The organism is Bacillus tianshenii (assembly GCA_020524525.2).
Taxonomy (GTDB): domain Bacteria; phylum Bacillota; class Bacilli; order Bacillales; family Bacillaceae_N; genus Bacillus_AV.
Window position 1 is genome coordinate 1,798,487 of sequence record CP129018.1, and the last position, 15,600, is coordinate 1,814,086.

13 protein-coding genes are annotated in these 15,600 nt (G+C 40.3%); 1 reads left to right on the plus strand and 12 read right to left on the minus strand.

Translation table 11 applies throughout. From position 1 onward, the window contains the following. Positions 1 to 7: 7 nt before the first annotated feature. The 5 genes from LC040_09100 to LC040_09120 form a co-directional block, all read right to left on the minus strand. Entirely contained in the window at positions 8 to 3,634 is a 3,627-nt protein-coding gene (locus tag LC040_09100) for a dynamin family protein (protein WLR53023.1), read from the minus strand. A gap of 147 nt (positions 3,635 to 3,781) precedes the next feature. Next, positions 3,782 to 5,395 (minus strand): alkaline phosphatase D family protein, encoded by a 1,614-nt coding sequence (locus tag LC040_09105; protein ID WLR53024.1) that lies wholly within the window; start codon positions 5,393 to 5,395, stop codon positions 3,782 to 3,784. A gap of 312 nt (positions 5,396 to 5,707) precedes the next feature. Further along, positions 5,708 to 5,872 carry a hypothetical protein gene (locus LC040_09110; protein ID WLR53025.1) on the minus strand — a complete coding sequence of 55 codons (165 nt, stop codon included), beginning with the start codon at positions 5,870 to 5,872 and terminating at the stop codon, positions 5,708 to 5,710. 118 nt (positions 5,873 to 5,990) lie between these two features. Beyond that, positions 5,991 to 6,548, minus strand: a complete 558-nt coding sequence (locus tag LC040_09115; protein WLR53026.1) for an isoprenylcysteine carboxylmethyltransferase family protein — start codon at positions 6,546 to 6,548, stop codon at positions 5,991 to 5,993. Beyond that, complete coding sequence (locus LC040_09120; protein ID WLR53027.1) at positions 6,548 to 7,645, minus strand: 3-oxoacyl-[acyl-carrier-protein] synthase III C-terminal domain-containing protein; 1,098 nt, start codon at positions 7,643 to 7,645, stop codon at positions 6,548 to 6,550. The genes LC040_09115 and LC040_09120 overlap by 1 nt, the downstream gene beginning before the upstream one ends. Before the next feature lie 258 nt (positions 7,646 to 7,903). On the opposite strand from LC040_09120, the gene LC040_09125 reads away from it, so the two are divergent. Beyond that, positions 7,904 to 8,362: a chemotaxis protein CheX gene (locus tag LC040_09125; protein ID WLR53028.1), complete on the plus strand. Its 459-nt coding sequence runs from the start codon at positions 7,904 to 7,906 to the stop codon at positions 8,360 to 8,362. Between the two features lie 70 nt (positions 8,363 to 8,432). On the opposite strand, the gene LC040_09130 is transcribed toward LC040_09125, so the two are convergent. From LC040_09130 to LC040_09160, 7 genes are all read right to left on the minus strand, one after another. Next, positions 8,433 to 9,005: a carbonic anhydrase gene (locus LC040_09130; GenBank protein WLR53029.1), complete on the minus strand. Its 573-nt coding sequence runs from the start codon at positions 9,003 to 9,005 to the stop codon at positions 8,433 to 8,435. A gap of 94 nt (positions 9,006 to 9,099) precedes the next feature. Beyond that, positions 9,100 to 9,882: an SDR family NAD(P)-dependent oxidoreductase gene (locus LC040_09135; protein WLR53030.1), complete on the minus strand. Its 783-nt coding sequence runs from the start codon at positions 9,880 to 9,882 to the stop codon at positions 9,100 to 9,102. Positions 9,883 to 9,913: 31 nt separating this feature from the next. After that, positions 9,914 to 11,056: a thiolase family protein gene (locus tag LC040_09140; GenBank protein ID WLR53031.1), complete on the minus strand. Its 1,143-nt coding sequence runs from the start codon at positions 11,054 to 11,056 to the stop codon at positions 9,914 to 9,916. Beyond that, on the minus strand, positions 11,053 to 12,522 hold the full coding sequence (locus tag LC040_09145; GenBank protein WLR53032.1) for an AMP-binding protein: 1,470 nt from the start codon (positions 12,520 to 12,522) through the stop codon (positions 11,053 to 11,055). The genes LC040_09140 and LC040_09145 overlap by 4 nt, the downstream gene beginning before the upstream one ends. 60 nt (positions 12,523 to 12,582) lie before the next feature. Then, entirely contained in the window at positions 12,583 to 13,155 is a 573-nt protein-coding gene (locus LC040_09150; protein ID WLR53033.1) for a biotin transporter BioY, read from the minus strand. Positions 13,156 to 13,303: 148 nt separating this feature from the next. Next, positions 13,304 to 15,235, minus strand: coding sequence for an ATP-dependent DNA helicase (locus LC040_09155; GenBank protein WLR53034.1), 1,932 nt, complete (start codon positions 15,233 to 15,235; stop codon positions 13,304 to 13,306). An 84-nt stretch (positions 15,236 to 15,319) separates the two neighbouring features. Further along, complete coding sequence (locus LC040_09160) at positions 15,320 to 15,529, minus strand: hypothetical protein (GenBank protein WLR53035.1); 210 nt, start codon at positions 15,527 to 15,529, stop codon at positions 15,320 to 15,322. Positions 15,530 to 15,600 lie beyond the last annotated feature (71 nt).

The window sequence follows — 15,600 nt, forward strand, 5'->3', positions numbered from 1 at the left end:
CCTTCACCTATCTTTCTGCTTCCACCAACACATCATACGCACGTTCTAACACAGTTGTATCAACTGTTTCACTCAAGGCTTCAAGCAATCCATCATAAAATTCATTCACATCACCTACACGCTTTTGCAGCTGTTCTTCTGTAAGTGAAAGAAATAATTGTTCATAGTATACCTTAAATTGCTCTGCATACTGCTCTAATTCAGCATGAACAGGAGATTGCAGACGGTCTTTCAGTATTTCTCGTATCTCTCGCTTTCCACCCTGTTCAAAGAATTGCTTTGCGTTTTTAAATTGATTTAACACATCACGGTAACGGTTTGCCTCTTCTTGCTTTAAGCCGTTTTCAAAATCTTGTTCTTCAAATTCAATCCGTTCAAACGAAAGAAAATTAAGCTCGTCATTTTGTTCCTTTGCTTCTCGCTGTAATTTTTCGTCATAAGACTGAAGCTTTTTATTAAGGACATTTTCGATCCGCAGTGTTGTCGCACGCATTTCTTGAGACAAATCAAAACCAAGTGAATCAATTAACTCTTGCATACATCGTTGTAAGACGTCTTTCGGGTTTCCATTTCGGAAGGCTCCTGGATGAAACGCCTCGTTATAGAAATCAGTAAAGCGAAGGAACATTCGCTGTTCTACATAATAGACTAATTCTTCAACTTCCTGCAGGACAGATTGTGTGTAAGAATGAAGCGAAACGTTGTTCATTTTCTCATTCGAAAGCTGTTGTTCCGTAAGTGCTTGTTCTTTCCGCTTTGCTTTCTCATCTGCACTTTGACTTGCCATTTCAAGCAACGATTGAAGGCGGTCTTTCGTTTGCGTTAAATCTGTTTTAGCAGCTTGCACGGCTACATCTGTCAGCTCATGCTGAATGAAGCTTTCTAGTGCCCCTTCAAACTCCCCAAACGCCGCACCATGGTCATTTTCTTTACCTAATTTGGATTCTAACGCGTACTTACTTGATAACGGGAAGATCTTTGGCAAACGAATTCCATAGCCAGTCAGCTCATCGCCAACATACGTAACGACATCATCAAGCTCATCTTCTGTTTTCGCTAGATCACTTGCATTGACAATAAAGAACATCTTATCAAGCTCAAATGTTTCCTTTACACGCCCTAATTGAATAAGAAATTCACGGTCAGCTTTTGAAAAAGCATGATTATAGTATGTCACAAATAAAATGGCATCCGCATTTTTAATATAATGGAACGCAGTATTTGTATGACGAGCGTTAATTGAGTCGGCTCCTGGTGTATCTACAAGCGTAATCCCTTTTTCCGTTAATGGACAGTCTTTGTACAGTGTCATCCATTCAACAAAGCAAGATTTCTCTTCCTCTGCTGCGTAACCTGCAAATTCAGCTTGCGAAACGGTTACCATTTCACCAAGACTGTCTTTCACAGCATGATAGCCGCGTTTTGCTGCTTGTAAAAACGCCAAATGTACGTTATCCTCTGCTGAATTCTTCTGTACGGAATCAACTGCTTCAAGCGCTTGTTCAACCGTTGCTTGCTCCATATTGAATGGATGAAGGGCAGCATTTAAGTCTTCTAATAGCTGCTCTGTATTTTTAAATTTGATCACAACTGTTCCATCAGGATGTTCGGCATCAGGTGGTGCGATTTTATTAATTGCAGCTGTCGTCGGATTTGGCGAGACAGGTAAAATCGCATCACCCATCAATGCATTTGCAAACGATGATTTCCCTGCACTAAATGCTCCGAATAACGCAAACGTGAAACTACGCTTTTCAAGCTTTTCCGCTTTATTACGCAGTGTGTTTGCATAGGATGTCATCCCTTTAACGTTTTGTACAGCTGTAGCACTTTTCATAAGTGCATCGATTGTTTTTTCTACTTCTTCTATTGATGTGCCCGCATCTGAGGCTTCTTCAATTTGCGGTTCTTTCACCTTACGCGCTTTCTCCTGCTTAGAACGAAGCGGGGCCTCTGCTTCTGAAACAACTTCACGAGCAGATGCCAGCCATTCCAATGCCTTATGCTTCTCTTCAATGCTGGCTTCTTGCGCTGCGATCACTTCTAATTCAGCTCGTCGCTGACTGAGCGCTTTGTCAATTTCTACAAGCTCATTTGCCGCATTCATTTTTGCTTCATATTGTTTGTATTCGTTATTTAACTCGTCAATTCGTTGTTGGTTATGCTTTTGAATGGATGCTTTCGCTTGTTCCATAAGTGGCATTAATGCATGACGATACAACCGTTTTACTTCAGCAGCTACATCATTTGTATAATTCAGTACATAATCACCTGAAACAGCAGCACCGCTTTTTACAGTATTCTTTAATAAGCTTTCATCAAAATCAACCTGAATGGAATGGATTTGACCGTGTAACTCTTCATCATCAAGGTTAAATGTTTTTAAAATCTTCTCAAGGAAGCCTTTAATATGAAAAGATAATTCCTTATCTACTTTTTCACGAAAATCGTTATAAAAGTTTTGCAGCCGTTGCTGACGCTCTTCCTCTGTCTTCTTCTTCGCAAATAACAGCCCTACTTTAAAATTAGGCTCTCTGCTTTCTAAATATAAATGCGCTAAATCACGTGTTGTGGCAGGCATTAAATAGGCGTTATCTAATAAGTCATCAAGCTCATCACGGAACGTCTTTTCAAAGGTTTCTCCTTCTCGCTTAAGCACGGCAAGCTCTTCTTGAATTTGTACTACCTTACTTTTAAGCGTTGAGACATCTTCATCTAATAGTAGCTGTTGGAGCTCTTGACGGCGTTCCTCTTGCGCGTCCTCCACATGCTTTAAATGATCTTCAATGATTTGCTGTGCTGCTGAAAGCGCTCTTGTCGAAATGACTTCTTCTGAAAGCTCACTTTCTTGTGTTAACAGCTTTTGCACTTGTGAAAACTGATTATGGGCATTTTCTGGGTCAAATAATGTCGTATAGTAGATCCCTTTCGGCTCCACTCCCCAGTTCGCAAAGCTCGCTGCTGTACTATTTTGGAAGGATGAAAAAGAAAGCTCACGTTCATCATGTTTATCAATTTGATTAACTACCAAATAAATATCTTTGCCAATATCTTGTAATGTCTTTGTAAAGGTAAAATTCACTTCAGATTGAACGTGGTTGTAATCCATCACATAGAAAATCACATCTGATAAATGCAAAGACGATTCTGTCGCAAGACGATGGGCATCATCTGTTGAGTCGATCCCAGGTGTATCCATTACAACAACATTGCTTGGAATCGCTACATCCTGATCACTTATTTCTAATGAATGAACATTTTCTCCGTCTTTACATAGCTCTTGAACGGCTTTCATATCAAACGGCGGTGCAAATTGCACCGTCTTATCATTTGTATAGTAAATGCGTGCATAATCCTCGCCTTTTTTTACGCGAACAAGGTTTGCACTTGTCGGAATTGGACTTGACGGGAGAACATCCTTTTCGAGAAGCGTATTTAACATTGTGGACTTCCCTGCGGAAAAGTGGCCGCAAAACCCAATTACTGCTTGTTTGTTCTCTACTTTTTCGATTAATTGGAGCATCTTCTTTGCTTGTATATCATCTTCATACGTTGATAACACTTCTGCCAGACGGGCAAAACGCTCGACCATTTGCTCGATAGACAGTTTTTGTCGTTCAATACTTGTTGACATCTACCCTACCCCTTTTTTATCTGCTCTTATTTAATAGTATGTTATCAATTGTTCCGATTTCTCACAATCTTTTTTTCATATGTTTCCTAAAAAAGCGACAGCATACGAAAAAAAAGCAACCGCAATATACGGCTGCTTTCTATGTAATTAATTTGTCGTCATCGCTTGTTCTTTCACATTTAGAACAGGTTTCCCATCTTCTACGACAAGTGAAGCACGAGTTGAAATAGGAGCACCTGGTTTTGTCACATACGGCACGACCTGAAAGTCAGTCTGCCAGCTTTGCTGTGTTACATGACAACGCACATAGCCTCGTTGATTATTAAAAAATTTAATATGTGGGTTCTCGTTTAATACTTTTTCTGTGCTATCACGTATATCTGAACCGTCACCACCAGAAGAGATAGACGTACCGACAAATTCAACTGCTACATTTTCAGCATTCGAATCATCGAAGTTTGCCTTTACCTCGTTAGCCCAATTTGAATGAACATCTCCTGTTAAAACGATAGGATTTGAAATATTCTGCTGTCTTAGGTGATTTAAAATTCGCTGACGGGCTGCTGGATAACCATCCCATGCATCCATACTATAGTACTCTGCATCCGGTCCCCACCCGTAATCTCTTCTGGCAAAAAAGACTTGTTGCGCCAAAACATTCCACTTCGCCTTCGAGGCAGAAAGTCCATTTAAAAGCCATGTTTCTTGATCATCTCCTAATAAAGTACGTGTCGTATCAGTTGATTGGCTTGTCGGCTCATGCCAGCCATCTCCATTTGCTTGATCATCACGATATTGACGTGTATCAAGCATATTGAACTCAACTAAATTACCAAAGGAAAAACGTCTATACAACTGAATTGCACCATTGCTTGGAAAGGATGTGCGCCGGAGCGGCATATGTTCATAGTACGCTTGAAAAGCTAAGGACCTTCTCTTTAAGAACATTGCTTTTGTTTGCCGGTCAGGGTCTTGTGGTACATCTGCAGCCCAGTTGTTATCAACTTCGTGATCATCAAATGTAACAAGCCAAGGAAACTTAGCATGGGCAGCCTGGAGATCACTATCAAGCTTATACAGTGCATAACGATTTCGATAGTCTTCTAATGTATAAATCTCTGGATAAACTTGTTCAACCGGACGTACGCCTCTTGCATCATGAACACCTTCATAAATGTAGTCCCCTAAATGAATGACAAGGTCAAGGTCATCCTTTGCCATATGCTGATACGCTGTGTAATGACCATTTATCCAATATTGACAGGAAGCAAAAGCAAAGGATAATTCCTCAACATGGCTATTTAAAGCAGGAGCTGTCTTTGTTCTGCCAACAGGACTAATATCAGAACCTACTTTAAAGCGATAATAATACCAAGAGGATGGTTGAAGACTTGATACTTCCACATGTACCGAGTGTGCGAGGTCTGGTTTTGAAAGCTCCGTTCCGCGCTGCACAATCTTATTAAACCCTTCATCCAAAGCAATTTCCCATTGCACCGGGAACGGACTTATTGGCATTCCCCCTCCATTTAACGGGTCAGGAGCGAGTCTTGTCCATAACACAATCCCATCAGGAAGCGGGTCTCCTGAAGCCACACCTAAAGTAAAAGGATAAGCTGAAAACTTCGATTGAGCAGAAGCTTTTTGAAACGGTAACGCATTAAGCATTGAAACACCTACAGCGACTCCAGCTGCTTTTCCAGTTTTCTTTAGGAAACTTCGACGACCGAATACATGTGAATCCCAATCATTTTTCTTCATTGTTTTATCCCTCCTAGTCTTGTTCACTAACTAGTGTAGGAGGGATTTTTTAAGGGAGGATAAGATTTATGTATAGATTAGAAATAGGAAGAAAATTAGTTATTTTGTTCCATTATCTTTCCATTAAGCATTCAAAAGTTCCAGTTATTAAAATCAAACTCAACCTTAAACTTCTTATTTACAAACGAAAATAGACCTACCAAATTCAAGTATCTGAAAGAATAGCTCTAAAGCACGTCTCTTTTTTTGTTAAGTTTTTTAATTATTCGTAAATAAAATAAAAACGCAGATGGCATTGCATCTGCGTTTTTACTATCGTTGATTATTTATGACTGATTGAAATGGCGCTGGGCTAAATTCACGAGCGTTTGTTGTACGTTTTTGATTTGGCTTGTAACGGTTTACTGTATGGTTTAAGACGTACACCATTATTCCACTAAAAAGTACAATTGTTAATGCCGCAAGCAAATACATCATTTCTCCTCACCGTCCCATTTCGTTTTTTCTATGTCGATAGTGATAATTATTATCAGTTGTTCGTTAGGTTCATTCTAGCACGAATGATTTTTATTTTCAATTAGAATTTTAAAAATGTTTAACGCTCCTTTTGCGGTGTAAAACGAGCTTTATGTGTAAATTTTGTTCGATAATTTGTATGCTGCATAAGTCCCTGCTCTTCAGCTGTAATGCGAACTTTCAAAATAATTCCATTTGCAAGTGAAAACATTAATGCCGTGTAATAGGCTTCAAACATCATCGGCAGGAGAAAGATCTCCATCGTAACAATTAAGTAATTTGGGTGCCGGATATATTTATAAGGCCCTTTTGAAATCACATTAACGTTTGGCAGAACTAATATTTTCGTATTCCAAAAACGACCTAACGACTTTAAGCTCCAGAACCGGATATATTGGGCACTGACAAAAAGCACAAAAAATAATGGCCAAATTGGTGATAATTGGCGTTCAAGTGCCAGTACTTCTGTCAGTAAAGAGATAAAAAATGCGATGTGCAGGAAAACAATCCATTTATAATGCTCTTTCCCAATTTCGATTGCACCATTTGCTTTCATCCATTTTTCATTTCCACGTGCAATGAATAATTCAAGCAGCCTTTGTATAATGACAATTGAAAATAATAGATAAAAGAACATTATGCATCCCTCGGTTTCCATTGAAGTAAAACAAACTCTGTACTAAACCCCGGTCCTAACGCACATACAAGACCATGCTCACCTTCACTCCGATGTTGGTTTAAAAATTCTTTTAAGACAAATAGGATCGTGGCAGAGGACATATTTCCGTATTCCTTTAAGATTTTTCGAGAGATATCTAACTTTTCTTCAGGCAAGCTCAACGCTTCAGCATAGGCATCAAGCACCTTCTTTCCACCAGGATGTGCAATAAACGCTGTAATATCAGCGGACGACAACTGTTGTTTACGTAGAAAGCGGTTGGCTTCCTCAGCAAACCAATTGTGTACAAGAGACGGAATATCACGCGAGAAAATAACATATAAGCCATTTTCTTGCACATCCCACCCCATCACATCTAAGCTGTCCTTCATCAAAACAGCTTCTGTATGCACAAAGGTCGGGATATAGTCAGCGGATACGCTGGAGCGAAGGGAGGATTGCTCTCCACATATAAGCGCACATGCCGCTCCATCACCAAATAGCGATGTCCCAATTAAGTTACTTTTGGACGTATCATCTTGTTGAAATGTAACGCTGCATAGCTCAACACATATTAGCAAAACATTTGATTTTGGATAGGTTGTACAATATTCCAGCGCCCTTGCGAGTCCAGAAGCCCCACCACAGCATCCTAATCCCCAAATCGGAATTCGTTTTGTATAGGGTGAAAAATGAAGTCTATTCATTAGATAAGCATCAATAGAAGGGGCAGAAATCCCTGTAGTTGAAACGAAAAAAACAGCATCAATTTCAGTAGCATCAACATTTTTCCGCAGTTTTTCCGAATTTAAACATCGATTAACAGCTTCTTCTGATAACGTGACAGCTGTATCAATATATAGCTTATTTTTTTCATGAAATGGTTTCTTATCCGCAAACCAGTTAATAGGAGCAGATACATATCGTTTTTCAACTTGTCCGTTTTCAAAAATTCGCAGCATCCGTTCAAGGTTACGAAATCTTCCATGAAATAACGTCTTTACAAATGTCATTGCCTCGTCTTGCTTTATTTCATGAGGAGGATTTGCTACACCGACAGAAGCAATAAATGCCATACTAATGACCTCCAATCTACTCGTCCATCATTAGTTTGAACATATTTGTAAATTTTAAACAAAATATTAAGTTTATCCTAACTGATCTCTCATACAATAAATGGTATTAGGAATATTCAGCCAATTCATACCGGTTTCCAGACACAAAAAGGATCTATTTTCCTATATTTTTTGTAATATTTTTCATCCAATGTCGATAATTGTTCTAGTAATATGTTATTATTTTTTTAAATGATAAAGAGTTTAGGGGGCTACAAAATGTCCATCGGGGTTCAAGTAACAAGTATTTTAAACGGCACGATTGAAGCAGTGAACAGCATCATTCCAGTTGAACTACATATTGATAAGCCATCATTAATGACGCAGCCGCTTCAGCAATCATCCATCGGGGTCTTAATCGGAATGACAGGAGATGTTCGGGGGCGTATTGTTATCGTTGGTGATGAATCAACTTTAAGTAATATTGGAGAAATCATGTTTGGTATGCCACTTGAAGGAGAAATGCTGCAATCATTTACTGGAGAACTTGGCAATATGATTGCTGGTAATATTTCTACGAATATTTCACAAAAAGGATTAACGACAGATATCACACCACCGACCGTTATGGTAGGCCAAACAAAAATGTATGGCTTCGATCGGGCATTCCGCGTTCCAGTCAACATCCAAGACAAAGGTGAGATTCAAATCATTTTGATGATTGAAGAAAAAAAATAAAATTCTTTTCACACAAAAAACAAAACCATGTCTTTTTGAAACTTAATAGACATGGTTTTTTGATCGATTTTTATTGTGTTACTAGTTCACCATTTTTACAAACAAGATCTAATTTGCCTGTTTTCGGATCAATAACTAATCCATGGACAGGGACATCTGTTGGAAACAATGGATGTTTCTTAATTTGCGTTACAGAAGCTTGGACATTATCTTGCGGTGAATCAAACCCACTTAACCATTTATTAAAGTCAACACCAGAGTATTCAAGCAATTGATATTTTTCATCGGTTAAACCATGCTCACGTGCTTTTTCAATCATTTTATCTGCTCTAAGGCCAGTCATGCCGCAATCATAGTGACCAATTACAAACACTTCTTCAGCTTGAAGCTCATAAACAGCAACGAGGATGCTTCGCATAATACTTCCATACGGATGAGTAATCATCGCCCCTGCGTTCTTAACCATTTTGACATCACCATGGCCAATATTCATTGCTTTTGGAAGAAGCTCTGTCAAGCGTGTATCCATACATGTTAACACAACATACTTCTTGTTCGGATATTTCGTTGTTTCATAGGATTCATACTTTTTGTCTTGTACGAATCGGTCGTTGTAATTTAGAATCTCTTCTAATCTGCCCATGCTACATTTCCTCCACTTTTTCTTTTTTCTTTTTTTCTATCTATTTTAAACAATTCGACTTTTTTTGCAAGCTCCCTGCACAGTAGAAAATAAATTATAGCATTTCGTATGAAGGCGGAAGCCAGCGACCGATCTCCTTGCCATTAACTGCGTATACTTCACCGCTTCTCCGACACTTCGGAAAGGTAATAAAATCAATGATGTAATTTGTCACATCATCTACAGAACCGATTTTCCAGTAGTCTGGCAGAGTCTCTCCTTTTTGTTCTGCATGCTGTTGCGCTTTTTCAATGACAGGTCGTGTCATATCTGTTAATGCAGCTGGTGAAATGGCATTCACTTGAATTGCATCTTTTTCAAGCTCCTTTGCTAATGTCCATGTCATACCAAGGATTCCTGCTTTCGCAGCACTATAATTCACTTGTCCAACCGTACCAACTAGGCCTGCTTGAGAGGTCATATTCAGAATCAGCCCGCCACTGCCTTGCTTCCGCATTTGCTGAACAACAGGCTGTGTTGTGAAAAACGTCCCCTTCACATGAACGTCAATCACCTCTTCGAATTCCTCTAACTTCATTTTGTACGACATCTTATCTCGAATAATACCGGCATTATTAATAAGCGTAGTGACTGTGCCAAACTTTTCTACAGCAGCATCCACAAGCTGCTGACCAACATTCTTATCCGTTACACACCCAACAACACCAACTGCTCTTCCGCCGCTCTTTCTAATTTCGTCTACCGTTTCGTTCACACACTCTTCCTGACGCCCATTTACAACAACAGCTGCTCCTTGTTGTGCTAGTTGTTTCGCTGTACTCTTTCCAATTCCTCTTGTAGAACCTGTGATAATAATAGCTTGCTTCTCCCATTTCATCGTATCAACACTCCTTAGGTCATATTTGTTACTAAATCCCCTCAAAAAGCGTCGCAAGTCCTAAGCCGCCACCAATCCCTAATGTCGCCAGGCCTTTCTTCAGTTGTTTTCTTTTCATTTCTGTAAAAAGCCTTGTGACAAGAATTGCTCCTGATGCGCCATATGGATGACCAAGTGCTAATGCTCCCCCTGAACAGTTAACCATTTCCTGTTTCAATCCTATTTCATTTAATGAAGCAATCACTTGAGAAGCAAATGCCTCATTAAACTCAACAATCTCAATCTCTGCAACAGATAGGCTTTGACGCTTAAGGAGCTTCTGAACAGCAGGAACAGGTCCTATTCCAAGGTAATTTGGGTCAACACCTGCTGCAGTAGCATCTACAAATCGTAATACAGGAGTTAGTCCATATTCCCTGCATTTCTGTTCTGACATGACAAGTACAAGCGCCGCTCCATCATTAATTGGACAAGCATTTCCGGCCGTAACCGTGCCGTTTTCAACAAAAATAGGCGGGAGTGCCGATAGCTTTTCAAATGTTGTCGTCGGACGTGGACATTCATCTTTTTCAGCACCGTGTATGCTAACAATTTCTTCATCAAACCAGCCATTACGCTGAGCTGCTACTGCTTTTTCATGACTATTCAATGCGTAACGGTCTTGTTGGTCTCTAGTGACATCATATTTACGAGCAACATTCTCTGCTGCAACCCCCATTTCAGGGTCCCCAATTGCCTCAGGTGAAAAGCGAGCCCTCTTAAAAATATGAGGCCCGCCAGGCTGATAAAGGGATGACGGCTTTTCAATTTTCCAAGGTGCTAAGCTTGTACTTTCAACTCCGCCAGCTAAATAAATGTCACCTGCTCCAGCTTGAATCAATCGTGCCGCTTGATTAATCGCTTCTAAGCCTGAACCACATTGACGGTCAACCGTAACACCTGGTACCGAGACAGGCAAACCTGCTTCAAGGGCAGAAAGCCGCGCCAGATTACCGCCTGGTCCGACTGTGTTACCGAGTATGACATCGTCAATTTCAGTCGGGCAAATTTGGCCCTGCTCTATAATCGTATTAATTAGCGGACTAACAAGCTTCTCGGGTGGAATATTCTTTAACATACCGCCAACCTTTCCAACAGCAGTCCGCTTTGCCATAACGATAACAGGCTGATTCATGCAATCCCCCCTTGTTGTCTAGCAGATAACCGATTCTTTAACTCCCCACGAGCAATTTTTCCACTTGATGTATATGGAAACTGTTCAACCTCAATAAATTCCTTCGGACATTGATATGTTGCTAGATGCTCACGACAATGCGCTTTCATGCTTTCAACGTTTTGAGGAAATTTAGCTGTATAGCATGCAACCACTTTTTCTCCCCAATAGGCATCATCTAGGCCAATAACGACAACTTCATCAATAGCCTGCATGCGTTTGATGACTACTTCAACTTGCTCAGGATAGACATTAAGCCCCCCGCTAATAATTTTATTGCGTTCACGTCCGACAAGGTGAATATATCCCTCATCATCGATAAACGCTAAATCACCAACCGTTGCCCATTCCCCATCAAAAACTTCTGCACTTTCAGAAGGGCGGTTGACATAGCCTGCGAATACCCACGGACTTCTTACATACAGTTTGCCGACCTCATTTCTTGCTGCTTCTGTTCCATCATCATGTTTTACTTTCACATCTACTCCAGCAAATGGACGCCCTACTGTCTGACTCTTACGGTGGTGTGCACCAGGAGAGAGCAGACTAACAAAGCTTAATTCAGATGCTCCGTAAAATTCATATAGCTCGGTGGTTGGAAACAATAAGGCTGCCTTTTCTTTTGATTGAAAAGACCATTTGTCACCTGAAGAAATAATGATGCGCAAATTGCCTGCATTGTGTTCAGCTTGTCTCTTTTTATACATTGCTTCAAACATCGTCGGTACTTGATAAAGAACTGTAATTGGAGCTGTATGTATAATTCCCCACACGTAGGAAGCATCAAAACGAGAGCAAAGATAAATGGTCGCCCCGAGATGCAGAGCTTGGACAGCCGCATATAAAAAGTGTGAATGTACAAGTGGACCTGGAACGAGGATATGGTCCTTTTCTGAAAGTGTAAATAATTCCTTACTGTATTGAAAACAATCATACCAAGAACGATGATTTCTCATATATCCTTTTGGCGTTCCTATCGTACCAGAAGTATATCCAATATAGAACAGATCTTCTTTATCTAAAGGTGCCTGATTTACTCTTACGTGTTCGAGCTTTAAAAATGATTCAAATTCCATCGCCTTTTCGTTTCCTTCAATCTCCACCTGCTCTTTCAAGCTTGCATGGTAGAGAAGGTAATCCGCATTACAATCTTGCCAAACATCAGTTGATTGATTTTTACTCCACTTTGGATCAAATGGCACCGCAACACCGCCAAATGCACTCACAGCGAGAAACAACGTCAGTAACTGCGGGCCATTTTCTAAAAGAAGAGCAATCTTTTTCCCTTTAAAGTTTGGAAATAAATTTGTTAAGCGTGCTTGATGGTTATGAATTTCTTGTTTTACATTTCCATATGTAAAACATCTACCATGAAAGTAGATGGCTGGCTTGTCATTATCTACAAAGTCAGGGAGCAATCCGATCATCTTTTCCACCTCCTATAAGAAAAGGTTTGCTGCTACTGAGCAAACCTTTTCATAGAATCGTTAGGCAACGCGAGAAAGACGTTCTTTATCTTTTCCAATTAACGGATATACACGTCTCATTTGATCCGCAAGCAATGCGGCCACAACAACTTTTACAAGATCACCAGGAACATATGTTACAAGTGCTGCAGTTGCAGCTGCCAGCCATGGCGTTCCTGTCATCATAGATAAATACGTTATACCAATCGAATAAACAACGAGAATACCACCGATAAAATTAAATAGCAGGAATAGTCCTACATTCATACGGTTCCAAAACTTTTCAACTAGCCAGCCAATTACAAAAGCCGCAATTGGCCACGATAATATGTACCCACCTGATGGGCCAAAAAAGACACCTATACCGCCACGTCCACCTGAAAGCAAAGGTGCACCAAACGTAACAAGTAACACAAAAATAATTAAGCTCAAACTTCCACGTTTTGCTCCAAGCAATGCGCCGGCAAGCATGACACCTAGCGTTTGTGCCGTTATTGGTACTGGTGTTAATGGGAGTGTAATTGGCGGTAGTAACCCAAGAACAGCTACTATTGCTGCACACATGGATATATATACCATAGAACGAATATTCATACGATTCACCTACTTTATGAATTTGTTTCTAGATTATAAGAATCAGTAGGTTTTGTCAACTTTTATTATAAATAAGTTTACAATTAAAAAATTGGTATTTTATACATTATTATGCAAAAACCCCTTCCAAAAGGAAGAGGTTTAAGTTCTATACTTCAATTGTCGCAACTGGCAGGACCGACCTTACTTTCTCAAGTAGTTGTGCTTCTTCATCATGAACACAGATTGTAACGAACCCACGGTCCTCACTTGTACGAATGAGCCGGCCCACGCCTTGACGTAAGCGAAGCAGCATATATGGCAAGTCAACTTGTTCATATGGCTGTACAGCATCTTTTCGCTTTGATTGGAAGACTGGGTCATTTGGTGGAAAAGGCAACGACCAAATCACAACGTGAGAAAGTGACGGACCAGGGATGTCTAATCCTTCCCAGAGCCTGTAGGCACACAGCACTGAATGCTCATCAGCTTCAAAGGCAGCAGTTAATGTACTGATTTCTTCATCGCCTTCAAAATACATCTTCCATGGCAACTCATAGCCTTGTAATTCTAATCTAAATTCTTCTAGTTCTTCTTTTGAGCGGAAAAGGATTAAGCCTCTCCCTTCGGATTTCTTCAACTGTTCAATCACTTGGGCTGTTTTTTCTGAACGTTTATCACTACATTTCATCTCTTCAAAACGCGCTTGTGTTTCATAATCAAACGGTGAATCAACTGAAAACGTAAGCGAATTTTCTACACCAAGTGAACGTTGAACATAATCAAATGACCCATTCTCTGAAAGTGTCGCAGATGTGAAAATGATCGGACGTTTCACAGCAAACAATGATTCCTTTAACATATCAGGCAGCTGTTTCGGCATAATGACAAGCGTAAAATCACTGCCACGTCCCTCAGCCCAGTAAACAGCATTTTTTTCTTTTAACAGCAGGATAAGCATGCGGGCTAATCGACTTAATCCTTCATCAAAGATGCCAAGATGGTATTCTTCAATGAGATAGCTTTCTCCTTCAAATACAAGCTCATCCTCTAGCTTTTGCACAAGTGCCAGCAGCTGTTCGCCATACGCTTGCACCGTATCATTCCATGTAATGTGATAACGCTCTGAGCCTGCAATATGTGTCGCATTATCCTGTAAAACAGCAAAGAACTCCTCATTTTGGGCAATTACTTGCTCAACAAGTTCTAAGAAGGACAGACGTAGCCCATTTTCTAAAATCGGCTCACTAGCCTGTAAGAAATGGTCAACTTTCATACGATGTGTTAAGGCTTTTTGTGCCGCAAATTCAACAAGGTGTCCTTCATCAAATACGACGGTTGACATCTCTGGAAGCAACGGAAGCTGTCCTTCTTCTACGCGTGACTCCTTCGTCCATACATGTTCCATAAAGAAATCATGTGAGCAAACAATTAAGTCTGAGGCCTTCCGATAATAATCACGGTTGAGCGTCATTCCACAGCGATGACGCTTTTCACAGGAAGGACACTGCTGCAGGGAATCCCAGTTAATTTGTTCCCATTGCTCGTCTGAAAGGTAAGGGAATTCTTTTCGGTCACCATAACGATGAAAGTTTTGCATCGTTGCTTTTTCAGACACAAACTGCGGGAGTTGTGCATATACTTCTTCAAAGATGAAATCATCGTCGTTGAGTGAGGCCTTTTCTAATTTTTGCAAGCATAAATAGCTTGATGGCGATTTTGCAAGACGAGCATCGATGTTTAAGCCGAGGTGTTCTTGAAGCTTATCTAACTCTCCACCCGGCTTCATCAATTGCTCGATTAAATTTTCATCCGCACATGCGATGACAGCAGGCTTCCCTGTGTAACGCGCATAGCAGACAGCATACAGTAAATAGACGAGTGTCTTTCCAGTTCCGACACCCGCCTCTGCAAACATAATACGCTTTTGTTTGTACGCTTGTTCTAGCTGAAACGCCATAAATATTTGTTCATCACGCTCTTCAAAGCCCGCTTCTGGAAGAATGTCATAAAAGACATCGCCAATCCAATCAGATAGCGCTTGAAAAAATGATGATTCTTTATCATATGAAAACGGCAGATTTGTACTGTTCGTCAACATTAAACCTCCATCCGTAACAATCAGTCTAATTTATGATTATCGTATATAGATCGAGGTTTTGTCAATCCCACAGCAAAGCGAACCTTATTTTTCTAAAGAAGATAACGTGCCGTATAAGCTTCGTTCGGATTGTGTTGCATATGCTAAGGCGAGCAGACAGTTTTCCTCCGCTTCACCAAATTTACGTTGTAAGCTAAACCTCTCTTCCTCACTTAACGTTAACGCTTCAGCCTGTGCTCTAGCCTTACGAAGTGCCCGGGCAATTTTCAAGACATCATTCCCGAGGTACTGCATACTCATCCCTCCATTTTTATAGTGAACAATAAAAGCTAGGAAAAAGACAAAACCTTTCCCTAGCTACAAAT